Here is a 25,093-nt window from a genome sequence, read left to right as displayed (position 1 = left end):
ACGGCCTCCAGGGTCAGTTCAGCACAGCCGTGACCGCCTGGACGGGATCCTCGGCGTTATAGATCGCGCGCCCGACGATGGAATAGGTGCCCCCGGCTTGCATAACCTCGTTGTGCTTGCCGCCCTGGGCTCCGACGCCGCAGCAAACGATGACCGGGTCGGGACCAATAATGTCTCTGATTTCTGCGATCCTGTTGGGTCTGTTGCCAGGTGCCTGGGTGCCGTAGACCCCCATGTCAGCTGCAAGCCGGGCCATGTCGTTGGCAATTGGAGCGGTAAATAATTTCCCACCCGGATTCGTCAGTTCCAACTGGACAATGATGCCCACGTTATCGCCGGCGGCCTCCATGCATTCCGAAATCCCGTCGGGACCGACAAAGCCGTGCACCATTACGGCTGAACCGCCGTTGTCCGCCACGATTTTCACGATCTGGGCACTCGTATGCGGAACGTCGGCGACCTTGAGGTCAGCAAAGACAGGCTTCCCGTAACGGTCTGCCAGTTTGCGGATCGTTGCAGCGCCCTCCCGCATTACCAGAGGGTTACAGACCTTGATAACATCGACATATTCACTGATGACATCGAGTACCCGGGCATTCTCATCGAAAGAGGGCAAATCCGCCGCGAATATAAGACCGGTGCGTTTTTCTCCCAGAAACTTGCTCATTGTTGCAACTCCATTCTCGTGATCAGATCGTGAAAAAATGCAAGGCCGGATTGCGCGTCGATCAGCCGCGAGAGCGAGAATTCGCATTCCGCGTTCAGCGTGAGCAATTCTCCGTCCGGGCCGTGCGCCACCAGTGCGGCGGGCTGCCTCAGTCGCAAGGTTCGCCAGCGGTCCTCAAGCAGCAGCGTGGCGATCTCGTCGAGTGTCGTCGACCTTAGATGGCCTACCAGGTGGACACGGTCGGGCTCCTCTGCGCAGGGGCGTGGTTCTTCGATTACAAGGCGATCGGATCGATATAGCGTCATGGCCGACCCGTCTCCTCTGCGACAAAGTCCGCAAATATCTGCACAGCCTCTACAGCGCTACGGATCTCGTCTTCACGAGTGAACCGGCTGATGCTGAAGCGGAGGGTGCCGACGTTTCCCAGACCTAGTTCTTCGTGAATTGTCGGGGCGCAGTGAAGCCCTCCCCTAGCGATTATGTCCTGGCTGCGCAGAAAGGGAATCCAGTCAGCTTCCGGTGAGCCCGGCAGCTTGCAGGCGACAACGCCTGAACGCTTCTGATAGGGTCGCCGCCCGAGAGGCTGGATGCCGGGAACCGACTGAAGTCCGCTCCAGAGCATCTCGGTGAGGTTTTCGATCCGACGGCGAATGTCGTGAGCACCGTCATTCTGCTCTTCAAGTGCGGCGCCCAGTGCAAGTATCGCCGGTAAATTCGGTGTGCCAACCTCGACGAAATTCCCGCCAGTATCGCCGAGCGCGAGTTCAGCTGAATTGCTGCCGGTACCGCCAAGAATAAACGGAACAAGCCTGCGGCGCGCTACAAGCACGGCCGCACCAGGCATTGAATGCAGATGCTTGTGAGCCGGAAATACGATGAAGTCAGCGTCATCCAGATCGTCAATGGGGCAAAAGCCGACCGATTGTGACGCATCCACGAGCACAGCCGCTTTCGGAAATCGCGAGCGGATGCGCCTGATGAGCGTCGTCACATCATAAACAGAACCGGTGACGTTACTGGTGTGGGTCAGGCAAACCAGTTTCGGCTCGTCAATGACGTCGAGGAAGGAAAAGTCGGGTTCCTCGTGAAGATCATGAACCCGAGCAACCTGCCAACTGACGCCCGGTATTCCGTTGAGTGTTCTCAGAACCGCGTTGTGCGACCGGTTGTCGGTGACGCAATGGTCTCCCAGACCGACATATCCCCGGATTACGGCATTAAGCGCCAGCGTCGCATCCGAAAGGAAGAAGAGATGCGTGTGGTCCACGCCCAGCAGCGAGGCTATGCGCCCCCGCACCAGTTCGATTTGCGGCTCAGCGCTGTGACGCACATCCGATGGTATCGATTGCAGCGCCGCGGAATAGGCCTCTACCGCAGAGATGGCCTTTGGATATCCTGTGGTGGCATTGTTAAGGTAGACTGACATGATACACCGGCTGCGGAGAGGTGAAGGAGGGAACAGCTGACTGTGAAAAACGGTCCTGTAGATCACGCTCACAGTTGCGGCAGTTGACGCACAGCGCCGGATATTCCTTCCATATGTGCGGCATAGGGATGCGATCCAGCGCCCAAGCGGTGACGCACACGGATGAATGGAAAAGCGGCACGAGGCCCTGTGCCTTTACGGCGGCGACGAAGGTATTGAAATCGTCATCCAGCGGGCGCGCAGTGAGACTGGCGTGCACAGGATGAGTATAGGCCGAATCCTGCTGCTGCGTCGTTGTGTAGAGCATCCCGACACAGATCGCATCGGGTCGTTCCGCTTCCAGAACCTGGAGGACATGATCCAGGTCCTTCAGCGTGGCAGGCAGGAATGGCTTCAGATACATGCAGACGAACACACCGTGCTTGCGCGCCAAGGCGAAATTACGAATTCGATCGGCGACAGGGGCAGCCCGTGGCTCGATTTTGCCGGCCTTGGCGAGTGACGAGAAAGAGGTGAAGAGCACGACCTGATTAGGGTAGGCATGGGTGCTGATCACCTCCAGCGCAGCCTCCGGAACCTTTTCCTTCGTCGGAATCTGCACCGGATTGCCAAGCGAGAGCACTGCGCGCAGCACACAGAGAACCTTCTCTGTCGATCGTTCGTCCTTGAAGGGTTCGGAATCCGGGCAGAGCGAGACAATCGTGCCGTTGCGACCCGGCCGGAAATAGGGGGACTGAAGCAAGGCTTCGGCGCTGTTGGAAAGTGCGGCATCATCGACGAACACCTGGGGTCCCGCCGGGGAGATGATATAGCAATAGGAACAACCGCTACCGCAGCCCCGCCTCGTGATATTGATGAACACCCGGTCGCCCGGCTCATCGCCCTGATTGAGAAAATGGATGTGGTCTGGAAAAGGCATTCGCAACTCCTACGAGGCAGATGACCGACTAGCGGTCTGCAAGCGGTTCTTGGATCAGGCGAATAATGGCAAAGATGCCCTCAGAGCCCGCTCGATGCGTGCGGACAGGTCGGACCAGTCAATCTCCGCGTGGGAAAGACAGAAGAAGGATGGGTGCCCCTGAAGGAGCAATATGCCGTGATCGGCAAAGATGCGGGGTATCTTCGCCCGCAGACCGAGATTGTTTTCTATGTCTTCGCTGAAGCGTAATTCAAACAGCGATCCCCCGAGTATCAGCTCGACATAGATCTGGTCTCCAAGGCCGACGTTTGCTGCAGCGTTGGTGAATACATTGACGAAGCGCTCGGAAATTTCTCCAAACATCGAATATCCATGCAGCTCTTCCATGAGCTGATGCGTCGCCGAGGCGGCGAAAACGCCCAAAAGCTCCTTGCAATAGGTTCCGCTTATCTTCGCCTCGAGGTAATCACTGGACATGGATGGCGGGCCGACAAGCAAAGAGACCGGGGCGCCGTTTCCGATTGCCTTGCCAAGCACGACGTAGTCCGCGTCAAGACCGACTGCGGCGAGCGCTCCCATAGGTGAGACCCGTCCTGCGGTTTTTGTTTCATCCGCCACGACCTGAACACCACGATCGCGGCAGAGTGCAATCGCTTCGGAGAGATCCGCCGGCGACATCAATGACAACTGATAGGCGTCAAATAACAACGCGGCATAGGTATCGGGCGCATCGTCAAGAATCTGTCTCAGGCTGTCAATCCGCAGATCAATCCAGTTGACCACGGGTTCGCTCTCGCTCATCCCGCGAGTGAAAGAATTGGGGCGGATTTCACTGCGGTGCGGCGATGAAAGCCGCTCGTGCCATCGTGGACTGTTGCCGATCTGTGCGTCGTGCCAGCCTATATAGCCGCATCGGATCAGACCTTTACGGCCGGTTTTCTTGCACGCCAGCCGAGCGGCTGCAGTCATGGCGTCAGAGGAGTGCTTGAAGTAGCCGACGCTGTGATTTTGATAGGCCTCAGGCAGAAAGGCTTCGAGAAAATCGACGTGTTGTCCGGCATAACCCGGGAAGTGTATTGCGCCAGCCGCTTTCTGCCGGAAAATACTTGTGAAATCAGGCCGCGCATGACCCAGCACAACCGGCCCAAAACCCAGGATGAAGTCGTAATAATTGCGGCCCTTGGTATCTGTAACGAGCGCACCGCTGCCCTCCCTGAAGAGGATTTCCTCCCCGTTTGACAGAAAAAATTGACAAACACCCGATGTTGCAAGCCTTACCATGTCACTCCCTCAATGTGAGTAAATCTCTTGTCGCGTCATCAGGCGAAACTTGCCTGGCGGACGCGCGGTAAATGTTCAGCGAGAATCTTGCGGAAGGTGCGAGATCCGCGGCGCTGAATGCGTGCGGATCAACCAGATGGAAGCCACTATTTTTTGCCGGTTCGGTAACGGTCAGGGGACCGGAGCGCCAGCGGCAGATATAAGACACGACAATCCACTTCGCAGATGCTCCCGACGCTCCTTCCCGTTCATGCTGGAGGCGCATGTGAGAAAACCGCTCGATTTCAATTATGGCCGCTGTTCCGACTTCTTCTGCAATTTCCCGGTGCAATGCGTCCCGAAATCGCTCTGAGTCGTGGCATTGCCCCCCAATCCCCTCAAGGAGGCCAATATTGTCGCGGCACATCGGTCCCCTCTTGATGAGAACCACTTGCCCTTCATCGTTCAGAACAAGTCCTTCAACGGCAAAATTGGTTGTATTGATATCGATGCCCAGCCGTGAGCGGGCCACAAAGAGTTCAGCAATATCCGTGGGTTCCGGGAAGGATAAAAGTGTAGGCATCAGCGCCCCTGCTCTTGCAGCAAGCGAGCTGAACGGGCAAAGCCCGCGATTGTCTCGCGAAGCCGGTCTCTGTCAGGTCCTGCCGAAAGGATTGACCGGGAGACTGTTGGGATTACACGCGATGCACTTGACCCGAACATTTTATGCGCGTCCTGCATCGTTGCCCCCTGTGCGCCGATACCCGGAGAAAGGAAGAGGGATCGGGGCATCGCATCCAGAAGTGTTGCGCTTTCGGCTCCGCCCGTAGCGCCGACGACTGCGCCAACCGGCCCGATATCGCCCTCATTTTCCAGGGCGTCGTTCCAGGCCGTGATGGATGTTGCGACATCAAGAGCGACGCTGCGCCCCTGCGTCATGGCGGATTGAACGGATGCGCCCTCTGGATTGGACGAGCGGACCACCACAAATACCGCCGTCTCCGTCGAAGCCGCTCGCCGAAACAGGGGCGATAGCGCCGAGGGTCCCAGATAAGGACTGGCGGTGACTGCGTCGGCACCGAAGGCGCTTTCGGGCCCAAGCCATGCGCTCGCATAAGCTTCCATGCTCGAACCAATATCGCCGCGCTTTGCATCAGCGATAACCAGCAGGTCCCGCGACTTCGCCTCGCTTATGAAACGAGCAAGCAATTGCATGCCTTCGGGCCCAAAGGATTCAAAGAAAGCCACTTGCGGCTTAACGATGCCGGCCAGCCCGTCAAGGGCGTCAAGAAGCACGCGACAGAGCTGTGCCGCTCCCTGTGCATCGGGCGCAAGCCCCCACGATTGAAGAACCGTGGTTGACGGGTCGAACCCGACGCAGAGTGGTGACACCTTTTGAGCGGTTCGCATAAAGCGCGAGGAAAAGTTGGCGGATGACATGAATACCCTTTTTCGTCATTTCGTCTTAATAATGAGATTATGTTCATAAAAAACTCAAGCCAAAATTGTTGTTTTTAAATCCGAACACCGGATGGTGCTTGCGGGCTTTATATCTAAGTAAATGTTAAATATAGATATTATTGAAAGTTTTATTTTCCGCCTGACGGCATTTTTGGCGCCGTCAACGCTATATTTAGCATCTTGCTTGTCTCAATAAATGTACTAATGTCAGAAAACATCACGATCAAGTTCGCCATCGAGCGACGGCTGCGGAGGAAGTGCGGCTCTTTCGCCATTCCGCCCCGTGGATCAGGGAGATCGAAGAGCAGCCCTTTGGAAGCAGGCGTCCGAAAACATTCGGATCGGTGTTTGAGCAAAGAACAGGAGCGGGCATTGGCAAGAATTGTAATACTCAACCGGGTTGATCCGGAGCGCGTCCGGTACAATCAGGTAATCGACCACGATATGCATGAGGTGACCTATATCGGTCAGTTCCTCGACGGGGTGTCGCCTGCGCGAGCACGGATCATCACCGCCAAACTGTCCGACCTTGATCCGGATGCGCTACCGGCGCTGATAGAAGAGGCATGCGCGAATTGCGACTGCCTGGTTGCACGCGGTGAGCGTGACCTCATTCTCGCCGCCCAAATCCGTGAACGGTTCAATATTCCCGGCGACACGGTCGCAAAGGTGCTCCCGATCCGCGACAAACTGACAATGCGAATGTCAGTCCGTGGATCAACCGTCAGGCAGCCCGCATTCTGGTCGCTTGCACAATACAAGCGCGCGAGTGGCCGGATACCGCTCCATCAGACACTGGTGCTCAAGCCGCGACTGGATGCAGCCAGCAACGGTATCTGGATCGGTTCACGAAATGAACTTGATGCCCGCGTCGAAACCCTTCGTGAGACAGACTGGCTCGTCGAAGAATATATCCCCGGCGACATCCTTCATCTTGACGGGCTTTTGCAGGGGGGAAAGCTGGACATCCTGCAAGCGTCGAAATACGTCAATACGTGTTTTTCCTATGCGGCTGGCTCAGCCCTCGGCTCAACGCAAATCGAAAATCCCGAATGGGCGAGCACGGCTGTAACGGAGCTTTCCCGCCTGCTCAACTATTCCGACGGCGGGTTTCATCTCGAAATGATTGTTGACGGCAATGGTCAACCACATTTTCTGGAATTCGCAGGGCGCATCGGCGGCGCCTATATCGCCGAAGCCTTCGAGTTAAAGACCGGAGTCAATCTCCACCACGCGGATTTGCGTTGCGCGATTGGCGAAACTGCAAACGTTGTCCTCGGCCGGGGCGCCCAAGACATGTTCGGGTGGTTCCTCTTTCCTTATGGCGCGAACCTCGATTGCGGCTCGGTCAGGCAGACCTTTGACGACCAGTTCGTCCGGTGCCTGATCAACGCGCAACCCACCAGACCGGACGTTCCTTCCTATAGCGAAATCCATTCGCCGTTTTGCGGGATCGTGCGGAAACCGTCGTCTTGCGAGGACGTCATTCATGAAATTGTCCGTCACGTGACCGCAGTACCCGTGGCCAGCGCATCCTGAACCGGGAGAAATTTATGACGAACGAAAAATCGATATCCCCTCAAACACAAACCTGGGAAAAGCGGTTCGCGGACCGAGCCAGGAACATGCATGCATCGGAAATTCGGGATCTGTTTGCTTTGCTGGGAAATCCCGATATCATTTCCTTCGCGGGTGGATTTCCTGACGCTGATCTTTTTGCCTCTCCGCAGTTTCTTGACGGCTATCAGAAATACCTTCGGGATTGCCCGCAGGTCTCCCTGCAATACTGCGCCAGTGAAGGCTATCTGCCGCTACGACGCTGGATCGCCGGTTTCATGCACCGACAGGGCGTCATCTGCAGTTCAGACAACATCCTGATTACGTCGGGAGCGCAGCAGGCCATCGAATTTCTTTCTCGTCTCTTTCTCGAAAAAGGCAGCTCTGTTGCGATCTCAAAGCCGAGCTACCTCGGTGCGCTGCAAATCTTCGACGCTTATGAACCCGACTACCGCTTTTTCGACGCGAAAGGGAAAGCTGCAGGGCGCCCGAGCCCAGACACCGACGACGCCAGTCCATTGAAGCTCATCTATGCCAATCCGGACTTCTCGAACCCGACGGGTGAAACGATGGGAACATGCGCGCGGCGTCGGCTGCTTGCCCTTGCACGCGATAATGACATCCCCCTGGTCGAGGACGCGGCCTACAGCGCGTTACGATACGAAGGAAGCACGCTTCCTTCAATCATGCAGCTCGATATCGAGGAATGTGGCTCGATCGAAAACTCTCTTGTTGTCTATTGCGGCAGTTTCTCCAAGACAATGACTCCCGGCATGCGGATCGGCTGGATATGTGCTGCAACCCCCCTCATCCAGAAGCTGGTGTTGCTGAAGCAGTCCAGCGACCTCAACAGTTCAACGATCAACCAGATGGTAATGCACCGCGTTGCAGCTGAAATGTTTGACGAGCGTGTGCTTGCCTCGCGGCAGGCCTATCGGCAGAGACGCGACAATCTGATCAGTGCGCTCGAGCAATACATGCCCGACAAGGTCTGCTGGCAGAAACCGGAGGGCGGGATGTTCGTCTGGCTGACGCTGCCGGACGGTCTCGACGCCAATGCTCTGCTTGCCAAGGCTATTGCTCTCGAAGGCGTCGCTTTTGTTCCTGGTCGCCCCTTCCACCCCGATGGTTCGGGCCGGAATACGCTTCGCCTCTGCTTCACCTCCTGCCCACCGGAGCGCGCGCGGGAAGGCATCAAGCGACTGAGCCGCCTGATCATCGATGAAATGGCGGATCTCCGTTCAGTCGCGCCGCCGGAAATGGTACCGGTTCCCGGTCTCTGAGAGAGATTTTTCAAGCCTTGTGTGCTGTATGCGGGGCGTTGCAGTGCAGTCTGGCGCTTGCCGTGATTTCTGACGGTTGGGAAGCGTACTGTCCCGCACGAGGGCGGCGGGAGAACCATGCCGCCAGGGCGGGAGACCAGGCGCGCGAAGGCATGGATATCATGCCTCTCGACTTTCAGGCCGCTCCTCCAGACGGGGTCGCTGCGTCTCAGGTACGTTTGTCTACAGAAAATGCGGGCAGGACGCCGCGGTTGTGTATGACGAACGTTGGGAGCGAGAGGCGTTTTCCGGGAAGTGCTTCAAATGCGCAAACCGGTGGCGCCGGCAGGCGCGGGGCGTCTTGTCGTCACGTCTGAAGCGGGCGCAACCAGCTGCCATATCTCACGGAACACCTCTTCCCTTTCCGCTTGGGCCGCCACTATGTTCAGCTCGGGTGCCAGGCTCCTGAAGTTATCCATAACGCGGTTGATGGTCTCGATTGAATTTTCTTCGTGCTTCAGCTTGTCGCCATCGCGCGCCAGCAGCCGTTCCCTGACAATCTCTGCTTTGACGTCGAGATAGATCGCACAGTCTGGCCGGGGAATCCCCTGATTGATCGTCCGGATGAACTCCGGGTCGATCCCCCTGCTCCGAAAAAAGGCGACAGAAGAGAATACATAGCGGTCGCTGATGACTGTCTGGCCACGCGCAAGTGCAGGTATTATGACGTTGCTGCAGTGCCGCACCCTGTCTGCTGCCGCAAACAATGCAAGTGCGCGGACGGTTTCCGGCGTGCCGCCACTGTTCAGGAACTGCTGGACAAGTTCGCTCTGGCGATACCAGTCCGATGGCTGTCGGGTCAGGACGACATTATGGCCGAGTTCAGCGAGCCGTCTGTGCAGAAGTTCGATCTGTGTCGTTTTGCCTGCGCCGTCGAAGCCCTCGACTGCGATTAACCTTCCAGGCCAGCGTGTTTGCGCCCAGGTGAAGGAATGAGTTTTAGTCATGCGCGTCTCTTTCCGTGGTTGCTTGCCCGACGGCTGCGCCGGCAAAATTGGTGGTGAGATAAATTGCTGCTGCAATTACGACGACACCCAGGCCCCAGAAGACATAATGGGTTCGTACGCTTTCCACCCCCGTCAGCGCCGGCATTGAAAATACTATCAGTCCAAAGGCGCTGGTGACCGCCTGGTTATATGTGCGAACCCTGCCGATCGTTTCCATGTCAGCCAGCTCGATCATTCGCCCGTCGCACAGGATCTTCGAGAACGAGAATGCAAAGCCCATCAGAAGATACAGACCCGCGACCGACATGGAGTTCAGTGAAAACGATACGGTGGCGGTGAAAAGCCCCAGGGCGACGATGGAAAGATACTCGAAGCCACCCAGGCCGGACCGTCTCAACAAACGCGCGACGCAGGCCGCGGCGGCGATGCCGCCGACTGACCAAAGTGCATCAATCAGCCCATATAGCTCGCTGCCGCCGTCAAGTTCGTTTTGCACCAGAAGCGGGAGCATAACATTCGACAACTGACCGACAGAAGTGCTTAAGCCAATCAGAAGAGCCAGCCGGCCAAGTTCCGGCTTGCGCAGGAAGAACCGATAGCCTTCCCCCATCTGCGCTACATAGCTTTTCCGCGCACTGACCGGTGGATTTGCGTCCGGCAGGCCGAGCAGGCAGACTACGACGAGAGCGCATAGAGCGGAACCGACGATGAAACCCGCATGGATCGGCAGCCACATCAGAACGACCCCTCCAAGGCCCGCCCCTGCAATCATCGATCCCTGCCGCAGACCGTTGGCAATTGCATTTGTACGCTTAATGTCGCCCTTGTCGACGATGGACTTCTGAATAGCGTCGAGGGCTCCGCCCTGGACAAGCGCCGCTGCGGCAATGCAGGCGGCGATGAGAAGAAGCATCCCATAGGACGGCGCGTAACCGAGCAAATGTGCAAACCAGGGCGTTGCCATCGCGCATCCGAACAACGTCTGTCCGAATATCGCCAACCGTTTTCTGCTGCGCCGGTCGATCAAGGCTCCGACACTTGGTGCCAGGATTACGTTCATGAGATGACCAACCAGAAAAGCTATGCCCACGAGAGCTACCGATCCCCCGATCAGTGCCGATGACCATCCGAGGGTAATCACCCAGAGGCCTCGGGTGACGCCAGCAAGCGTTATCGCCGTAAAATATCGGGAAATCAAAGGCGCGCGCCTCCTCATATTCTGGAAAAGTCTCAAAATTGATATATTATGGAGATTGATCACGCAATATATATTTTGAAACTTCGGCAGCCTCGCGCCGCGGCTTCCCTCGATACGTCGAAGATACGGCGTTTTGACGGAAAATTACTGCAATATTGCATTTTACGGCATGTTCCGACGTTACTTTGAACCTCTTGCGCGCCCATCCCACGGTTGTGGCGGATGGTTGACAATGAGAAAAGTATAAATAATGATACGTTATTCGCAATCGTAGCCCTAGCAGGTGTCAAATGAATCTTATGCCGGCCACGCCATCGACATTCTCGTTTTTAAACGGCCACCTGCGGATTGATCGCGATGAAATACTGGCCCGCTGCCGACCAGCTGAGGGCGATATCGTCGTTTTGTCGGGGACGCTGGTGGAGGGTATCGGGAACAAGCACTCTGACATCGACGTCTACGTCATATGCGACGAGCTTCCGCCGGTCAGGCACACTGGCGATCACAGTTTCTTCATTGAGCAGAACGGCGGATTGCGCACTTTCGTCGACTACATTCGTGAAGATGGCGTGGCTTTTGACGTCGAATATTATACCCGAGCCGAGGTCGAGGCGATGAAGGATGATGTTCTGGCGCTTTACCAGCTGGCGCGTCGGGGAACAAAGACCTTGCGCAAAAAGCTTCCCCTTTCGTCCGAAGATGCGCTGCACAAGATGCAGGTCGGCATCACGGTCACGGGCAACAGCGAATTTGTGCAACTGTTTCCGACAGACTTCTGGGAAAAACTCTCCTTCGTCCAATACCGTAATCGGACCGGTGGCTATCCCGAATTCAAGGATTTGATGGGGACATGGGGTTCCGGCGACTTCGATACCAGCTTCCTCGTCTGTACCATGTTTTTGATGGATCAGGCGGCCGGACTTTGCCATCTCGCCGGGAGCACCAACGCCAAGCCCAAATGGGTCATGCAAAACCTCAAGCGCCTGCCGGAACCGTTGCGTCCCCTGGGTCAGGAAGTTATCGCCTGGTACGGCTCCGCAGGCAGTGCAATATCCGACAGGAAGGCAGCAGTGCTTGCAGCCTGTGAATTGATGACCAAAATCTATGAGGCGAATACAGCGCTCCTAAACGCCAGCGGCGATATTTTCTACTCGGCTGAAGAAGCTCTGCGCCTGACGCAGGAGGAATTCATGCGAGAACCTTTCCACGACCCGCAAACGGTCCTGGAGTTCGAATTCCGGCGGCTGCTTTTCAACACCGGCACGCGTTCGGTGCGGGAATTCCTCGTCCAGAACGTATGACTGGCAACAGAAACGCGACGATCGGGGAAAAGGCGTTATAGCCACAAGCCGGCACGCCGGATGCTGCATCGGTATGCGATCAGCACCAACGGTCCATAAAAATGTCATCACCATCGGACGCCAGCGTCGCAGTCGACCGGACCACGGCGCCAGACTGCTGTTTCAGGCGGCTTCTGACTGAACTTGCAAATGGCGGGACAAACGCGGATGTGAGAGTCCGCAGCAACGGACCGTGTCTGGTGATTGGAGCCGGCTGGTCTTGTCCGCTATCAGTTCACCCGCCCACGCATGGGTGCACATCGTCGGTGGTTATCGTTTCGCCGACCCTTCGTATATCCCGGCAGTCAGAATCCGCGAAGGAAGACGGCAGAACACCGTGTGCTTCAGGATGACTGGAACCTGCCAACCAGGCGGCGTCTCATCAATTCGACAGCCTCATAAAAGGCCCAGCCGATCAGTGACAGAAGCATGACCATGCCGATGACAACGGATGTGTCACTGTTTTCCTGACCCGACGACAGAAGATAGCCGATCCCTTCATTTGCGCCCATCAGTTCGCCGATGACAGCTGCCGTTATGGCAAGCGTTGTGGCGACTGCCATGCCTGCGAGGACCGACGGTAATGCAGTTGGCAATTCAATGTGGCGGAACCGCTGCCATGGGCTTAACCTGAGCACCGTTGCGAGATCACGGAAGCTGCTTTCCCCATAGCGCAGGCCGGTCATCATGCCGGACATGACCGGAAAGAACGTGACGATCGCGATCAGAACGATCTTCGGAGCCGGCCCGATACCCAGCCACAAAAGCAAAAGCGGGGCGATTGCAATCTTTGGAGCTGTCTGCAGGAGCAGAACGAGCGGCGTGGCAAAACGTTCGACCCGGGGCAGCCGGACAAAGACTGCGCCGGCGAAGACGCCGGCAAGCGTGCCGAGCATGAACCCCGCGACAATTTCAGACAGCGTCACCCACATATGCCGGCCGAGGCTGGCGTTTTTGTACAGGAAACCGAACCTGTGGAATACTTCGACGGGCCCCGGCAAAAGAAACGCCGGCACGTCGAAGAGATAGATGATTGCCGTCCACAGAAAGAAGGTTGCGGTCAGACCCGCCACGCCACGCAGAAGCATCCTTATTGGCCGATCGAATAGGGGTCGATAACGAAATCGGCGGCCTTGGGAGGAGTGTCGATCACCTTGTATTGCGCCAGGATGTCGGCATTCTTCTGCCAGCCCGCCATGTCGGCCGCGCCAAGACCCATTTTCCTGGTAAGGGTGCTCTGCCAGACGGAGGGCACGAATGTCTGTTCAAACGCCGTGGTCAACATGGGCTTTTGATCCCTGGGCCAGGTTGGCGCGTATTTTTCAAGCGCGATATCAAGTGCCTCAGACACGTGGCCGTCTATTACCCATTGGTACGACTGGGTGATTGCAGTGGTGAAGCGCCTGGCAAGATCGGCGTTTTCCGAAAGTTTGCTGTCGCTGGTAACAACCACATTGCCAAAGGAGGGCAGGAAGTCGTTGGACAGAATCATGGTGACCTTGGTACTTTCGGCTTCCAGATTGTATTTTCGCAGTTCGGAAAAGACTATGGCATCGACCTGATCAGCCTGCAGCGACTGGACGATCGCTCCTGTCGCCACGACTTCGACGGAAACGTCGTCAAGTGTCAGGCTGGCGCGTTGCAAACCAACCTGAAGCTGGAGGTAGTTCGGGCTGGCAAGGCTGGTGACGGCGACCCTCTTGCCTTTCAGGTCCGCGTAAGATCTGATTCCGCTCTCTTCCTTCGCCAACAGCGCGCCGATGCCGCGCTGATATGTGGTGTGGATCACCTTGACCGGTAGACCGTTAGCCACAGCGGCAACGACCGCATCACCATTCGGAAAGCCAAAATCGACATTCCCGGCAGCAATGTTGGTGAGAATGTCAGCCGCAGCGGCGTAAATGAATTCAACCTTGATTCCGTTTTTTTCGAAAATCCCTTTCTCCACGCCTGCGTAAAGGGGGGCGTAAAACGGTGCGGCAGCACCGTCGATCTGAAGTATCACCTTGTCTGCAGCGCTCGCCGTCATGGCAACAAGTGGCGAAATTGAAACAGCAATAAGACCGGCCGCGGCCGCGCTGGAAATTTTGAACATCGTTTGACCCCTCGGTTGTTTACGGTCTGGAGAAAGCGCGTCCCGCAATGCGCAGAAGATTTCGCTGGGTGGGCTCGTAATCGTCGAGCCATTCATCTGTGGCGCGATTTCCGTGAATTCCGAGGAGGCAACCGGTTTCAAGTCCGATTGCATTTCCGACTGTCAAAAGGATCTCGCTTTCCATTTCGACGCCAATCGCACCCAGAGCCTGGAAGTGGCCGACGAAATTTCCACACACGTCCCGACCGTCGTCGACAGGCCGGTAGCGGCGGTCCTGGCCCAGATAATAGCTGTCGGTCGACGCGACCATGCCGGTGCGACAGGTGATGCCAAGTTCGGAGGCCGCATCGACCAGGCCGGTGACGATACGCGAGGACGCCTTGGCCTTGCCGCCAGCCATGCGGTAGGTGCACGCAGAGCCGGTATCGCCTACAGCCTGGTTTACTGCGACGAAAGAGCCGGGCGCATATTGCGCCGCCAGCGCCGACATGCCCCCGATGCGCACTACCTTCCTGGCGCCGAGCATGGCAAGTTCCACCAGGGCGATTTCAGTCGAGGGACCGCCAATGCCGGTGGAGCATATGGTCAGTCTCCGGCCCTCGTAGGTGCCGGTTATGACTGCAAACTCCCGCTTGCGACCGAAATCGGTCACGTCCTCCATCATGTCGGCGAGCAAATGGACACGGTCCGGATCGCCAGGCGTTAGAACATTTTCTGCAATGTCGCCAGGCCCGCAGGGCAGATGCGGCGGCCTGCCGTTGTTCCAGGGAAAGGCGGCGCTTGTCATTTCCTCGTCCCCTTCCACGAGAGAAGCCGGTTTTCCAGCGAGGACAAGACGACATGCATCACAAGACCGAGTGCGACGGTCAGCAGAACGGCAGCAAAGAGCAGCGGCGTCTTGTAGGTAGCGGCGGCATAGGTCATCAGGTATCCAAGTCCGAGCTTTCCCGACATCCACTCGGCCAGCACCGCACCAACCAGCGCCTGGACCGCGCCGATCTTCAGGCCGACGAAGATCTCCGGCAGTGCCGACGGAAATTCGATCTGCACAAATCGCTGGATTTTGCCGAGACCCAGAAGTGTCGCTAGGTCCCTCATTTTTGGATCGAGCGTTCGGAACCCTGACAGGGCACCAATAAAGACCGGGAAGAACACAAGCGAGAAGACAAGGATGATTTTGGACAGAACCCCAAAGCCGAACCACACGATGAAGAGGGGCGCGAGCGCAATTTTAGGTGCTGTCTGAAGGATAACGAGCGGGCCGTCCAGCCAGACCGAGAGTGTCGGAAAACGCGTCATCGCGTAGGCCAGAGCGATGCCGGCGATCAGGCCCAGGAAGAGCCCGAGCACGATGTTCTGGATGGTGAAGCCGAGATGCAGCCAGAGATCACCGTTGCTCGCAATGGCGACCAGTGCACCCCAGGTGCGCGCCGGAGAGGGCAGAAGATAGGCAGGCATTGCCATCGGACCAGTAGCAAGCCACCAGAGTGCAAGCAGCGCTGCCAGTGACAGGATATAGTCGATACAGGCGCTGAAGTGCCTCGCCATTATTGCGGCTTCCCGTCACGGGTTTCGCCAGGCGTACGTAAATCGCGGCGAAGCCGGGCGACGAGTGAGTGGTAGGCGGGGTCGAGTTTGGTTTCTTCGCCGCGTGGTCGCGCGAGATTGACCTCATGGATAGATTTCAGTTTGCCCGGGCGCGCGGTCATCACCATGACCCGGTCAGCGAGATAGACGGCTTCTTCGACGCTGTGGGTAACCAGCAGGATCGTTTTTCCGGTGGCCTGCCAGATCCGCAGCAGTTCGTCGTTCAGCGTGTCTCGTGTCAGTAGATCGACCGCGGAGAACGGCTCGTCCATCAACAGGATCGGTGGATCATCCGATAACGAACGGGCGATTGCCGCGCGCTGGCGCATTCCACCTGACAGTTCGCGCGGCAAAGCGCCCTCGAAGCCGAAAAGGCCTACCATTTTGATCAAATCGAGTGCAATCCTGTCCGCCGCAGCGCGAGAAACCCCGGCGGTGTCGAGGGGAAACCGGACGTTTTCGAGGGTCGTTTTCCAGGGAAGAAGAACCGGCTCCTGAAAAACGAAACCTACCGGACGCTTATGGCCGGCAGTGTCGAGCCTTATGGTGCCGCCGCTTGGGTGGTCAAGACCGGAAATCAGGCGGAGGAGCGTCGATTTCCCGCAGCCTGAAGGCCCAACGATCGCGATGAATTCGCCTGGCCTGACGTCAATGGTTAACGGCTCCAGCGCAGTCACCGTCCCGTGGTCAGCGACAAACGTCTTATGGATGCCTGCGATATCGATCATCGGCCCGGATTGCGTCACCCTCATTTCTCCGTATCCCGAACAAGAAACCGGCGTCGCCCGACTGCCTTCCCTGTCTGTCAGTTTTAGTCGCATGAATAGAAAGGTTTCACAAAAAGTTTCACAAAGCAAGCCAAGTTCTCAAAGATGAGACTTATATCAATAACGTGTTTTTGACCGAAGTAATTCCGGCGTCGGCGGCTCACAGCGCGTCCCCGCTCGACAGATTTGTACCGAAGTCGCCGGTAAACCCGCCGCAGCCTGATTATTAATGCGATAAATCTCAATTTTGAGAATCTTGTTGACTTTTTATGCGTTGAGGGACATGTTTTGTTTTTGAACGCAGGAGTGCACATGACACTTTGTTGCCTTATCGCCCGACGCTGATCTGGGTTTTGGTCGCACGATGACGGTGTTTTCCGTCTGCGTACTTTCCTCTCCGTCTATGCTTGCCTCAACAGCGGACTTGGCCCCTGGAGGATAGCCCTTTTTTCCCCGGATTCACGACATGTCAGCCAGTCTTTGTGCTTTTCCAGCTTCTGCTCCTCTTCCACCCCGTCGATCCATTCATGAGGTCGAGACGATCATAAAACGACACGAGCCGGTAAACGGCCAGTACCGCCTGGTGGTGCTCTCGGCCCCGGATTCAGTCCTCGATTGCCGGCCGGGCCAGTTCTTTCACATTCTTTGCCCTCAGACGGATCGATTCCAGCCATTTTTCCGTCGACCGATGAGCATCTACTCGTATGACCTGGAAGAAGGAGAGCTTGCCTTCCTCTATAAGGTGGCTGGTGCCGGCACCCGTGCGCTGTCTGAACTAAAGGCAGGCGACACGCTCGATATCGTCGGCCCAATTGGCCAGGGTTTCGAATTAAAGGCTGAATGGCAACGGCCTCTTCTTCTAGCGCGGGGTGTAGGGCTGGCGACCCTTGCGCCGCTTGCCAGGGAATGTGCGTACACGGGGCGGCGACTGACCGCGATTTGCAGCGCGCGCTCTCCCGAGCTTCTTATGTCTACAGATCTTTTTCGCGCTTATGGCGCGGAAGTCATCACCGTTACCGATCTGGAAAGCAATTCAGGCGTGGAGAGCCTGACACCGCTAATCGATAAGCTGGTCGAAAGCCACCAGGTCGATTCTCTCTTCACCTGCGGGTCGGCCCGCCTGATGCGCATGGTGCAGGACATCGCTACCAGGCATGCTATTGGGGGTCAGGTTGCACTGGAGCAGCACATGGCGTGCGGCATTGGCATGTGCCAGGCCTGTGTACGACCCTTCAAGCGCTCGGCAGAGGCAGTCAATCTCAGGGTCTGCCGTGAAGGTCCTGTCTTTGACCTCGATGAGGTGCTGTGATGACGGATCTTTCCACGCGGATCGGAACTCTGTCGCTAAAGAACCCGATCATGCCGGCGTCCGGTACATTCTCCGAAGAATTGGCGGATGTTTTCGACCTTGACTGCATTGGTGCGCATGTGACCAAGACCATCACCCGAGAAAGGCGTTCAGGCAACCCTGTGCCGCGTGTCTGTGAGATCCGTGGTGCAATGCTGAACTCGATCGGGATACCAAGCAAGGGCGCGGAGTGGTTTGTCAGGAACACAATTCCTTTCTACACGCAGTATGAGGCGCCTCTTGTCGTCAGCATATCCGCGGGAACGGCCGACGATTTTGCCCGGTTCTCCGAGGAGATCAGCATTCCAGGTGTTGACGCGATCGAGGTCAATATTTCCTGTCCCAATATTGAAGATCACGGCAAGGCCTTCGCCATGCGTCCCGGTTCGACCGAAAACGTGATTCGGAAAATCCGTGACGCAACGGATCTGCCTCTCTGGGCAAAGCTGTCGCCCAATACAGGTGAAGTGGTGGAGGTGGCGCAGGCGGCCGAAGCGGCAGGTGCCAACGCACTCGTCGCGGCCAATACCATGCTAGCCATGGCCATTGACAGCCGCACCGGCGAGATCCGGCTTGGGAATGTTATGGGCGGCCTGTCCGGCCCGGCCATAAAACCAATCACGCTGCGCATGACGTATCAATGCGCTAACGCGGTTTCCATCCCTGTAATCGGTTGCGGGGGCATCTCTACGGTTGATGACGTCATCGAATATCTGATGGCCGGCGCACGTGCCGTGCAGGTGGGCACCGCCACTTTCATCAGCCCCAATACCATGCCGCGTCTTGTCCGTGAGCTCGAAGCTGCGCTCATTGCCCGCGGCCTCGCCAGTGTGGATGCATTAATCGGCACTGCAAAACTTGCCAGAGAAACAATCGCTCTTGCGGAGTATCCCTGATGTCTGCAAGCCTTGCGAACACGGACGAAATCAACGACCTGTCCAGCACAGCCGTCCATCTGTTCAGGCAGGTCGCCAAACAATCCGCTGATCTCGAAGGCGTCAGTCGACCCGCGTTCTCCGATGTCGAAACTGGTACGCTGCAGTTCCTGATGGATTTTGCCCGTGCTGAAGGGCTGGCCGCTGTGTGGGATCAAGGTCGCAACGTCGTATTCTCGCTACCCGAACATCAGACGGCCGATCGCTTTATATTATGTGGTTCACATGTCGACAGCGTTCCTCGCGGAGGGAATTTCGACGGACTGGCCGGGGTTCTGTCAGGTATCATGTGCCTGGTTCGTGCCAGGCGAGAGGGCAACAGCTTCTCCCAGCCGGTAAAGGTCATTGCCATGCGCGGCGAGGAAAGCGCATGGTTTGGTCCCTGCTACGTGGGGTCCAAAGCTCTTCTTGGCGTACTTTCACCGGAGGAACTTGCCGCAAGACATCGAGGTGACGGACGGACGCTTTCCAACCATATGGAAGCCGCAGGCATCGACATGGAGCCGATCCGCGCCGGCAGACCGATTATCGACGCGAAACGTGTGAGCGCCTATCTCGAGGTCCACATCGAGCAGGGTCCTGTTTTGGTAGAGCGCAATCTGCCGACCGGGATCGTGTCGGGTATACGCGGTAATTTTCGTTACAGAAAAATCGCCTGTTATGGCGAGGCGGGTCATTCCGGGGCGGTTCCCCTCGCCTATAGACATGACGCGGTGCTCGCCATGGCGGAACTCCTCAACGTTCTTGATGCCGCCTGGCATGAATTTGTCGCCGCCGGCCGTGATCTCGTCATAACCAGTGGCATGGTTTCGACAGATCAACAGAAACATGCATTGACCCGGATCCCCGATTTTATAGAGTTCAGTCTGGATATTCGCAGCCAGGATAGCGGGATGCTTAACAGCATGCATTCGTTTGTTCTTGCCCAGATCGCTCGTATCGAGCGCGAGCGCGCGGTTCGTTTCGACACCGGTGAAGCTTTATGGACGAGCCCGGCGATCTGCGATGAGAAACTCATCGCTCATCTGGAGGAGGCCACGAGGGCGACAGGTTCACCCGTTTGCCTGCTTGCATCAGGCGGCGGCCATGATGCGGCGGTGTTCTCGGAAGCGGGAATTCCATCCGGTATGATCTTTATCCGCAATCGCAACGGATCTCATAATCCGCAAGAAGCGATGACAATGGAGGACTTCGACGTCGCGACGGACATCCTCTATCAGTTTCTGGTCAACCCGGTTGCATTACCTTCGAGGGAGCCCTCCCCTCGGGAAAAAGAAAAGGCGAAGAAACCCATGTTTAAAATGATTACCGATATCATCCGGGAAAAAGGTAACGGCTCTCGGGCTTATCACAGCGCCGCAACCGTGGCCCGGAAGGCCGCGCTGGCGGATCCCGAGCGGGCTGCTGGCTATTTCATTCTTGCGGTGGCAGCCCAGGAGTTTGCCGATCTGCATTATGGCGAGGCCACGCAGGCGGATGTTTTTGACCGCGAACTGGACCGCTTCCAGAATGCCGTAGACACGCTTGACCTGGCATTTGGGGGCTCGGACGCAGACCAGAAGCTGAAGGCCATATCAATGATGGCAATACATTTTATTGCTGGGGAGCAAGGCCAGCAGCTTTAAAAATGCCACCTCGCTATTGCGCCTTAAAGATCGCCGCGTTGATGGATGATGTCGCCGAGCAAATGGCGCGTGAAGGCGTTGAAGCAGCCGTGAAGGGCCATAGCGCCACCCTCGCCGACGACGAAAGGTATAAGGAAGACCAGTATAAATTCAATCCTTTCGGCGTCGCCAGCATTGGCGGCTACAAGCTTTAACGCCCCTGCGCAGCGGCCTATGCGGCGGGGGCGGGATCGCTCTCGCCGGCCACCAGAAGCATGGGCCATACGCAATGGCGGGCCTGACCGGGATAAAAGGGCGCGTAGGCCGGCATGGTCGATAATAGCGTCTGGGCGACCGTCACGCCGAGATCATGCAGGGACATGCGGAAACTGGTGAGGCGAGGCTCCAGAAACTGGCCGCGCGGGCCATCGCGAAAGCCGATGACGGCAAGATCGCCCCCCGGTTTCAGGCCCGCTTCCGCCAGCCGGCGATAAAGACCGACCGCCATCAGCTCGTAAATCAGCACGATCGCCGTTGGCCGGGGCCGCATCTGCAGCCATTCGCTGGCGGCGTGATACCCCCCTGCTCGCTCGATTTCGCCCGGATGACCAGAGAGGAATCATAGGCGATGCCATTGCCTTCCAACGCGCGCCTGTATCCCTCCAGAAAAATGTAACCGAGATTGATGTCGCTGTCGGGCACGGCAACCGCGATCGAGCGATGCCCGGCAGCGGCGAGACGGTCCACGGCGCTTTTCGCGACCCCTTCGAAATCGAGGTCGATCCAGGCGTGACTGTCGCTGGAAGCGGTCCGTCCGAGCGATACGAAAGGCAGGCGGGTCTGCTTCAGGAAATCCACACGCTTGTCGGTCCGCCGGGTCGCGGAAATGATCATCGCATCCACCATGCGGCGCGCCACCATGCGCTTCAAATATTCATCCGGATCCTCGTCCCCCGGGCAAGGGAGAACGATGAGATCGAGATTATGCTCGGAAAACACGCTTTGCAGACCATCCGTCACACCCAGAAAGAAGTTGTCGGAGTTTTCAACAGTCTGCGCGTCGCTGCCGGTCATCAGGCCGATGACATTGGTGGTTCCCTGCCGCAGGCTGCGGCCGGACTGGTTGGCGACATAACCCAGCTTTTCCGCCGCTTCGAGAACACGCCGCCGCGTCTCTTCGTTCACATCCGGCTTGCCGTTCAGGGCACGGGAAACAGTGCCTATCGATATCTCGAGATAATCGGCAAGCTGACGAATTCCTTTCATGCACTCCCCTCCCAGGCCCGGCGCGCAATCGACGCGCCCCTTAACGGTCTTGACATATCTAACATCATTGGCATAGTCTCGTAAACGTTTACGACGCTCTGCGCAAAGAGGAGTTTGCCAAGAGCCCGGGGAGATGAGATGACTTTTAGTGCCGTTTTATGCGGGTGCGGAGCCATGGCCAAAGGCTGGTTGCGCGCCATTCAATCAACGCCGGAAATCGCCAGTGCGATCAAGATCGCCGGTCTGGTGGATCTGAACGAGAACACGGCCCGCGCGCTGGCCGAAGAATTCGCCCTCACCGACGCGGTCATCGGCACGGATCTCCGCAGGGTTCTCGCTGAAACCAAGGCCGACATCCTTTTTGATATCGTCATCCCGCAGGCGCGTTTCGCCGTGGTTGAGGCCGGTCTAGAGGCCGGGTGCCATGTGCTCAGCGAAAAGCCGCTTGCCGCCTCGATGGAGGAAGCCGCAACGCTGGTGGAACTGGCGAAGAAATCAGGCAAAATTCATGCTGTGGTGCAAAACCGGCGGTTTGTGGCCGGTATCCGGCGGCTGCGCCGCGCGCTGGAAGACGGCGTTATCGGCGATCTGACGGCCATCCATTGCGATTTCTTCCTTGGGCCGCATTTTGGCGGCTTCCGCGAGGAAATGAAGAACGTCCTGCTTCTCGACATGGCGATCCACACCTTCGATGCAGCCCGTTTCGTCGCCAATGAAAAACCCCTCTCCGTCTTTTGCGTGGAGAAGAACCCGGCCGGTTCCTGGTATGCCCATGGGGCAAGCGCCAACGCCATTTTCGAGTTTTCCAACGATGTCGTCTTCACCTATCGCGGCTCGTGGTGCGCCGAAGGCGAGCGGACCAGCTGGGAAGCGCGCTGGCGGCTGATCGGCTCCAAGGGCATGATCCTGTGGGACGGGGAAGACAATTTCTCCGCCTCGGTGGCCGGCGACGAACAGGGGCTTCTGCGTGGCTTTAAGACCGTAAACGTTTCCGAAGCCGTTTCCGAGAAGGACACGCGCGGCCATGCCAGCGTCATTCTCTCGTTCCTCGAATCCATCCGCACCGGCCAGATGCCGGAGACAGCCTCCTTCGACAACATCAACAGCCTTGCCATGGTGATCGGCGCGATTGAAAGCGCCCGCCTCGGCCAGCGTGTTTCAATTGCAGCATAAGGACTGAAAGACGTGAGCAATCCGGCAACATCCATCCGCATCGGCACCATGGTCAGCGCCACCAAGGGCCAGGCGGCCGAACGTATCGGCCAGATCGCCGATCTCGGCTTTGAAAGCTTCGAGCCGTTCTTCTGGCAGACCACCAACGGTCAGGACCTTGCCGAGCTCGGCAAGCGCTGCCTTGACGCGATCGGCGAGCGCGACATCACCATCAGCACGCTCGGCATGTTCGGCAATCCGCTGGAAGAAACCGAGATCGACCTTGAGACATTGCAGGGCTGGAAAGACTGCATCGACAATGCCCACCATTTCGGCGCGACCTGCGTTGCGGGTTTCACCGGCCGGCTTCGCGGCAAACCGCTGCCGGAAAGCCTTCCCCGATATAAGGAAATCTGGAGCGAGCTTGCAAAACGCGCCGCCGACAAGGGCGTGAAGATCGCCTTTGAAAACTGCGCCATGGATGGCAACTGGCAGACCGGCGACTGGAACATCGCGCACAACCCTGATGCCTGGGAACTGATGTTCAACGAAACGCCGGATGACCATATCGGCATCGAATGGGAACCCTGCCATCAGATGGTCTATCTGATCGACCCGCTGCCGCAAATCCGAAAATGGGCGGACAAGATTTTCCACGTACACGGCAAGGACGCGACAATCCGCTGGGACGTCATTCGCGAGCACGGCATTTTCGGCAAGGAAAAATTCGTCTTCATGCGCACGCCGGGCTTCGGCGACAGCAACTGGACGGACATTGTTTCCGAACTGCGCCTCGCCGGCTGGTCCGGCTCCATCGACATCGAAGGCTGGCATGATCCGGTCTATCGCGATGCGCTGGAAATGACGGGCCAGGTGCATGGCCTGAACTATCTGAAAAAATGCCGCGGCGGCGATTTCGTCGTCGACCCGACATAACGGCAACCTTTTGGGAGAAGGTTTCCGAAAATTGCAGAGAGACGATAACCAAGAGGAGGAGATTATGGGTATCGCGAAATGCATGATGGCCGGCGCAATTTTGCTGGCGAGCGTATCAGCCGGCGCAATCACCGCGCAGGCCGAGGATGTGACGTTGACCCTCTGGTCGCTGGATCGAGATATCCAGCCGGCGCCGAACCTTATCAAAGAGTTCAATGCGCTCAATAACGGCATCAAGATCGAATACCGGCAATTGCAGTTCGATGATGTGGTGAGCGAATCCATGCGCGCTTATTCGACCGGCAATGCGCCCGACATCATCGCCATCGACAACCCCAACCACGCCATGTTCGCCGCACGCGGGGCCTTTCTCGATGTGACCGACATGATCGCCAACTCTGAAGTCATCAAGACGGAGAATTATTTTCCGGGGCCGCTGAAATCGGTGATGTGGGACGGCAAATATTTCGGCGTGCCGAAGGCGACGAATACGATTGCGCTTTATTATAACAAGGACCTGTTCAAGGCCGCAGGGCTCGACGCGGCAAAACCGCCGCAGACCTGGGATGAGCTGGTGGGCGCGGCCCGCAAGCTGACCAATCCCGCAAAGAACGTCTATGGCATCAGTTTCAGCGCCAAGGCGAATGAGGAAGGCACCTTCCAGTTCCTGCCCTGGGCGCAGATGGCGGGCGCGACGTACAAGAACATCAATACCGAGGGCGCCGTCAAAGCGCTCGAAACATGGAAGCTGATGCTGGACGAAAAGCTGGCATCTCCCGATACACTGACGCGCAGCCAGTGGGATTCCACCGCCACCTTCAACGCCGGCAATGCCGCCATGGTCATTTCTGGCCCATGGGAAATCGACCGCATGCTGAAGGACGCCAAGTTCGACTGGGGCGTGGCCCTGCTGCCGGTGCCCACACCCGATGCGCCCCGATCTTCGGCCATGGGCGACTATAACTGGGCGATCTTCTCCAAGACCAAACATCCGGAAGAGGCCTTCAAGGCAATCGAATTCTTCGCCTCGAAGGACAAGGATATGTTCAAAAACTTCGGCCAATTGCCGGCGCGTTCGGATATTCCGGTTCCGCCAACCGGCAATGCGTTGAAGGATGAAGCGCTAAAAACCTTCGTGGAACAGCTGAAATATGCGCAGCCGCGTGGCCCCTCACCCGAATGGCCGAAGATTTCCAAGGCGATACAGGACGCCATTCAGGGCGCCCTGTCGGGTCAGATGACGCCGAAGGCTGCGCTTGATCAGGCCGCTGAAAAGATAAAGCTGGTCGAAGGCTGATCTATCTGG

The 25,093-nt window shown here is 57.3% G+C and carries 24 protein-coding genes and 1 pseudogene; 10 read left to right on the top strand and 15 right to left on the bottom strand.

The features are described from left to right. Positions 1-13: 13 nt before the first annotated feature. Genes pyrF (MRBLRC7O_RS20865) through pyrF (MRBLRC7O_RS20835) form a run of 7 tightly spaced genes read right to left on the bottom strand, consistent with a single transcriptional unit; the run spans position 14 to position 5,712 of the window. Positions 14-667 carry an orotidine-5'-phosphate decarboxylase gene (gene pyrF / locus MRBLRC7O_RS20865; RefSeq protein ID WP_020010257.1) on the bottom strand — a complete coding sequence of 218 codons (654 nt, stop codon included), beginning with the start codon at positions 665-667 and terminating at the stop codon, positions 14-16. Then, entirely contained in the window at positions 664-972 is a 309-nt protein-coding gene (locus MRBLRC7O_RS20860) for a hypothetical protein (RefSeq protein ID WP_060726708.1), read from the bottom strand. The genes pyrF (MRBLRC7O_RS20865) and MRBLRC7O_RS20860 overlap by 4 nt, the downstream gene beginning before the upstream one ends. Then, a complete protein-coding gene (locus MRBLRC7O_RS20855; RefSeq protein ID WP_060726707.1) occupies positions 969-2,093 on the bottom strand; it encodes an aminotransferase class V-fold PLP-dependent enzyme in 1,125 nt (374 codons plus the stop codon). The genes MRBLRC7O_RS20860 and MRBLRC7O_RS20855 overlap by 4 nt, the downstream gene beginning before the upstream one ends. Then, entirely contained in the window at positions 2,077-3,012 is a 936-nt protein-coding gene (locus tag MRBLRC7O_RS20850; RefSeq protein ID WP_060726706.1) for a radical SAM family protein, read from the bottom strand. Before MRBLRC7O_RS20850 ends, MRBLRC7O_RS20855 begins: the two co-directional genes overlap by 17 nt. A gap of 54 nt (positions 3,013-3,066) precedes the next feature. Continuing rightward, positions 3,067-4,293 carry an aminotransferase class III-fold pyridoxal phosphate-dependent enzyme gene (locus tag MRBLRC7O_RS20845; protein ID WP_060726705.1) on the bottom strand — a complete coding sequence of 409 codons (1,227 nt, stop codon included), beginning with the start codon at positions 4,291-4,293 and terminating at the stop codon, positions 3,067-3,069. 1 nt (position 4,294) lies between these two features. Beyond that, the gene (locus MRBLRC7O_RS20840; protein WP_060726704.1) at positions 4,295-4,855 is read right to left on the bottom strand and encodes an NUDIX hydrolase; all 561 of its coding nucleotides are present in this window, start codon (positions 4,853-4,855) and stop codon (positions 4,295-4,297) included. Continuing rightward, entirely contained in the window at positions 4,855-5,712 is an 858-nt protein-coding gene (gene pyrF, locus MRBLRC7O_RS20835) for an orotidine-5'-phosphate decarboxylase (protein WP_223565233.1), read from the bottom strand. The genes MRBLRC7O_RS20840 and pyrF (MRBLRC7O_RS20835) overlap by 1 nt, the downstream gene beginning before the upstream one ends. 369 nt (positions 5,713-6,081) lie before the next feature. On the opposite strand from pyrF (MRBLRC7O_RS20835), the gene MRBLRC7O_RS20830 reads away from it, so the two are divergent. Both MRBLRC7O_RS20830 and MRBLRC7O_RS20825 read left to right on the top strand, forming a co-directional pair. After that, complete coding sequence (locus MRBLRC7O_RS20830) at positions 6,082-7,272, top strand: ATP-grasp domain-containing protein (RefSeq protein ID WP_162266709.1); 1,191 nt, start codon at positions 6,082-6,084, stop codon at positions 7,270-7,272. 14 nt (positions 7,273-7,286) lie between these two features. After that, a complete protein-coding gene (locus tag MRBLRC7O_RS20825) occupies positions 7,287-8,573 on the top strand; it encodes an aminotransferase-like domain-containing protein (protein WP_060726702.1) in 1,287 nt (428 codons plus the stop codon). A 299-nt stretch (positions 8,574-8,872) separates the two neighbouring features. Here MRBLRC7O_RS20825 and tmk read toward each other — a convergent pair whose 3' ends face one another. Both tmk and MRBLRC7O_RS20815 read right to left on the bottom strand, forming a co-directional pair. Next, complete coding sequence (gene tmk, locus MRBLRC7O_RS20820) at positions 8,873-9,634, bottom strand: dTMP kinase (RefSeq protein ID WP_129565275.1); 762 nt, start codon at positions 9,632-9,634, stop codon at positions 8,873-8,875. Continuing rightward, positions 9,552-10,775, bottom strand: a complete 1,224-nt coding sequence (locus MRBLRC7O_RS20815) for an MFS transporter (RefSeq protein WP_077998782.1) — start codon at positions 10,773-10,775, stop codon at positions 9,552-9,554. Before MRBLRC7O_RS20815 ends, tmk begins: the two co-directional genes overlap by 83 nt. Before the next feature lie 272 nt (positions 10,776-11,047). Between MRBLRC7O_RS20815 and MRBLRC7O_RS20810 the strand changes: the two genes are divergently transcribed. Continuing rightward, positions 11,048-12,058, top strand: a complete 1,011-nt coding sequence (locus MRBLRC7O_RS20810; RefSeq protein WP_060726699.1) for a hypothetical protein — start codon at positions 11,048-11,050, stop codon at positions 12,056-12,058. A 383-nt stretch (positions 12,059-12,441) separates the two neighbouring features. Here the strand turns inward: MRBLRC7O_RS20810 and MRBLRC7O_RS20805 are convergent, their stop codons facing one another. Genes MRBLRC7O_RS20805 through MRBLRC7O_RS20785 form a run of 5 tightly spaced genes read right to left on the bottom strand, consistent with a single transcriptional unit; the run spans position 12,442 to position 16,507 of the window. Then, complete coding sequence (locus MRBLRC7O_RS20805) at positions 12,442-13,185, bottom strand: ABC transporter permease (RefSeq protein WP_060726698.1); 744 nt, start codon at positions 13,183-13,185, stop codon at positions 12,442-12,444. Between the two features lie 2 nt (positions 13,186-13,187). Next, a complete protein-coding gene (locus tag MRBLRC7O_RS20800; protein WP_060726697.1) occupies positions 13,188-14,192 on the bottom strand; it encodes an ABC transporter substrate-binding protein in 1,005 nt (334 codons plus the stop codon). 19 nt (positions 14,193-14,211) lie between these two features. Continuing rightward, positions 14,212-14,979 (bottom strand): nucleoside phosphorylase, encoded by a 768-nt coding sequence (locus MRBLRC7O_RS20795; protein WP_060726696.1) that lies wholly within the window; start codon positions 14,977-14,979, stop codon positions 14,212-14,214. Continuing rightward, positions 14,976-15,740, bottom strand: a complete 765-nt coding sequence (locus MRBLRC7O_RS20790; protein ID WP_060726695.1) for an ABC transporter permease — start codon at positions 15,738-15,740, stop codon at positions 14,976-14,978. The genes MRBLRC7O_RS20795 and MRBLRC7O_RS20790 overlap by 4 nt, the downstream gene beginning before the upstream one ends. Beyond that, the gene (locus tag MRBLRC7O_RS20785) at positions 15,740-16,507 is read right to left on the bottom strand and encodes an ABC transporter ATP-binding protein (RefSeq protein WP_236760152.1); all 768 of its coding nucleotides are present in this window, start codon (positions 16,505-16,507) and stop codon (positions 15,740-15,742) included. The genes MRBLRC7O_RS20790 and MRBLRC7O_RS20785 overlap by 1 nt, the downstream gene beginning before the upstream one ends. A 505-nt stretch (positions 16,508-17,012) precedes the next feature. On the opposite strand from MRBLRC7O_RS20785, the gene MRBLRC7O_RS20780 reads away from it, so the two are divergent. The 4 genes from MRBLRC7O_RS20780 to MRBLRC7O_RS20765 are packed head-to-tail and all read left to right on the top strand — an operon-like array spanning position 17,013 to position 20,648. Then, a complete protein-coding gene (locus tag MRBLRC7O_RS20780; protein ID WP_077998783.1) occupies positions 17,013-17,855 on the top strand; it encodes a dihydroorotate dehydrogenase electron transfer subunit in 843 nt (280 codons plus the stop codon). Beyond that, positions 17,855-18,790, top strand: coding sequence for a dihydroorotate dehydrogenase (locus tag MRBLRC7O_RS20775; protein WP_060726693.1), 936 nt, complete (start codon positions 17,855-17,857; stop codon positions 18,788-18,790). The genes MRBLRC7O_RS20780 and MRBLRC7O_RS20775 overlap by 1 nt, the downstream gene beginning before the upstream one ends. Next, positions 18,790-20,454 carry a Zn-dependent hydrolase gene (locus tag MRBLRC7O_RS20770; protein ID WP_060726692.1) on the top strand — a complete coding sequence of 555 codons (1,665 nt, stop codon included), beginning with the start codon at positions 18,790-18,792 and terminating at the stop codon, positions 20,452-20,454. Before MRBLRC7O_RS20775 ends, MRBLRC7O_RS20770 begins: the two co-directional genes overlap by 1 nt. A 41-nt stretch (positions 20,455-20,495) precedes the next feature. Beyond that, positions 20,496-20,648: a hypothetical protein gene (locus MRBLRC7O_RS20765; RefSeq protein ID WP_162266707.1), complete on the top strand. Its 153-nt coding sequence runs from the start codon at positions 20,496-20,498 to the stop codon at positions 20,646-20,648. Positions 20,649-20,665: 17 nt separating this feature from the next. Here MRBLRC7O_RS20765 and MRBLRC7O_RS20760 read toward each other — a convergent pair. Continuing rightward, positions 20,666-21,699 (bottom strand): annotated as a pseudogene (locus MRBLRC7O_RS20760) (LacI family DNA-binding transcriptional regulator). Positions 21,700-21,837: 138 nt separating this feature from the next. Between MRBLRC7O_RS20760 and MRBLRC7O_RS20755 the strand changes: the two are divergent. The 3 genes from MRBLRC7O_RS20755 (at position 21,838) to MRBLRC7O_RS20745 (ending at position 25,084) form a co-directional block, all read left to right on the top strand. Beyond that, a complete protein-coding gene (locus MRBLRC7O_RS20755) occupies positions 21,838-22,872 on the top strand; it encodes a Gfo/Idh/MocA family protein (protein WP_060726689.1) in 1,035 nt (344 codons plus the stop codon). Between the two features lie 12 nt (positions 22,873-22,884). Beyond that, entirely contained in the window at positions 22,885-23,787 is a 903-nt protein-coding gene (locus MRBLRC7O_RS20750) for a sugar phosphate isomerase/epimerase family protein (RefSeq protein WP_060726688.1), read from the top strand. A gap of 64 nt (positions 23,788-23,851) precedes the next feature. Next, the gene (locus MRBLRC7O_RS20745; RefSeq protein ID WP_060726687.1) at positions 23,852-25,084 is read left to right on the top strand and encodes an ABC transporter substrate-binding protein; all 1,233 of its coding nucleotides are present in this window, start codon (positions 23,852-23,854) and stop codon (positions 25,082-25,084) included. The last annotated feature ends 9 nt before the right edge of the window (positions 25,085-25,093 follow it).

The organism is Agrobacterium radiobacter (genome assembly GCF_040801995.1).
GTDB classification, from domain to species: Bacteria; Pseudomonadota; Alphaproteobacteria; order Rhizobiales; family Rhizobiaceae; genus Agrobacterium; species Agrobacterium radiobacter.
Note: the sequence above shows the minus strand (reverse complement) of the source record. Positions and strands in the feature narration are given on the sequence as shown.

Bases quoted from the DNA above. Each gene is read 5' to 3' on its own strand.
- MRBLRC7O_RS20805 (WP_060726698.1), bottom strand. From the start codon at position 13,185: ATGCTTCTGCGTGGCGTGGCGGGTCTGACCGCAACCTTCTTTCTGTGG.
- MRBLRC7O_RS20840 (WP_060726704.1), bottom strand. From the start codon at position 4,855: ATGCCTACACTTTTATCCTTCCCGGAACCCACGGATATTGCTGAACTC.
- MRBLRC7O_RS20850 (WP_060726706.1), bottom strand. From the start codon at position 3,012: ATGCCTTTTCCAGACCACATCCATTTTCTCAATCAGGGCGATGAGCCG.
- MRBLRC7O_RS20800 (WP_060726697.1), bottom strand. From the start codon at position 14,192: ATGTTCAAAATTTCCAGCGCGGCCGCGGCCGGTCTTATTGCTGTTTCA.
- MRBLRC7O_RS20810 (WP_060726699.1), top strand. From the start codon at position 11,048: ATGAATCTTATGCCGGCCACGCCATCGACATTCTCGTTTTTAAACGGC.
- MRBLRC7O_RS20825 (WP_060726702.1), top strand. From the start codon at position 7,287: ATGACGAACGAAAAATCGATATCCCCTCAAACACAAACCTGGGAAAAG.
- MRBLRC7O_RS20770 (WP_060726692.1), top strand. From the start codon at position 18,790: ATGTCTGCAAGCCTTGCGAACACGGACGAAATCAACGACCTGTCCAGC.
- MRBLRC7O_RS20795 (WP_060726696.1), bottom strand. From the start codon at position 14,979: ATGACAAGCGCCGCCTTTCCCTGGAACAACGGCAGGCCGCCGCATCTG.
- MRBLRC7O_RS20855 (WP_060726707.1), bottom strand. From the start codon at position 2,093: ATGTCAGTCTACCTTAACAATGCCACCACAGGATATCCAAAGGCCATC.
- MRBLRC7O_RS20815 (WP_077998782.1), bottom strand. From the start codon at position 10,775: ATGAGGAGGCGCGCGCCTTTGATTTCCCGATATTTTACGGCGATAACG.
- MRBLRC7O_RS20790 (WP_060726695.1), bottom strand. From the start codon at position 15,740: ATGGCGAGGCACTTCAGCGCCTGTATCGACTATATCCTGTCACTGGCA.
- MRBLRC7O_RS20775 (WP_060726693.1), top strand. From the start codon at position 17,855: ATGACGGATCTTTCCACGCGGATCGGAACTCTGTCGCTAAAGAACCCG.
- MRBLRC7O_RS20755 (WP_060726689.1), top strand. From the start codon at position 21,838: ATGACTTTTAGTGCCGTTTTATGCGGGTGCGGAGCCATGGCCAAAGGC.
- MRBLRC7O_RS20860 (WP_060726708.1), bottom strand. From the start codon at position 972: ATGACGCTATATCGATCCGATCGCCTTGTAATCGAAGAACCACGCCCC.
- MRBLRC7O_RS20785 (WP_236760152.1), bottom strand. From the start codon at position 16,507: ATGATCGATATCGCAGGCATCCATAAGACGTTTGTCGCTGACCACGGG.
- MRBLRC7O_RS20780 (WP_077998783.1), top strand. From the start codon at position 17,013: ATGTCAGCCAGTCTTTGTGCTTTTCCAGCTTCTGCTCCTCTTCCACCC.
- MRBLRC7O_RS20845 (WP_060726705.1), bottom strand. From the start codon at position 4,293: ATGGTAAGGCTTGCAACATCGGGTGTTTGTCAATTTTTTCTGTCAAAC.
- MRBLRC7O_RS20745 (WP_060726687.1), top strand. From the start codon at position 23,852: ATGGGTATCGCGAAATGCATGATGGCCGGCGCAATTTTGCTGGCGAGC.
- pyrF (WP_020010257.1), bottom strand. From the start codon at position 667: ATGAGCAAGTTTCTGGGAGAAAAACGCACCGGTCTTATATTCGCGGCG.
- MRBLRC7O_RS20765 (WP_162266707.1), top strand. From the start codon at position 20,496: ATGGATGATGTCGCCGAGCAAATGGCGCGTGAAGGCGTTGAAGCAGCC.
- pyrF (WP_223565233.1), bottom strand. From the start codon at position 5,712: ATGTCATCCGCCAACTTTTCCTCGCGCTTTATGCGAACCGCTCAAAAG.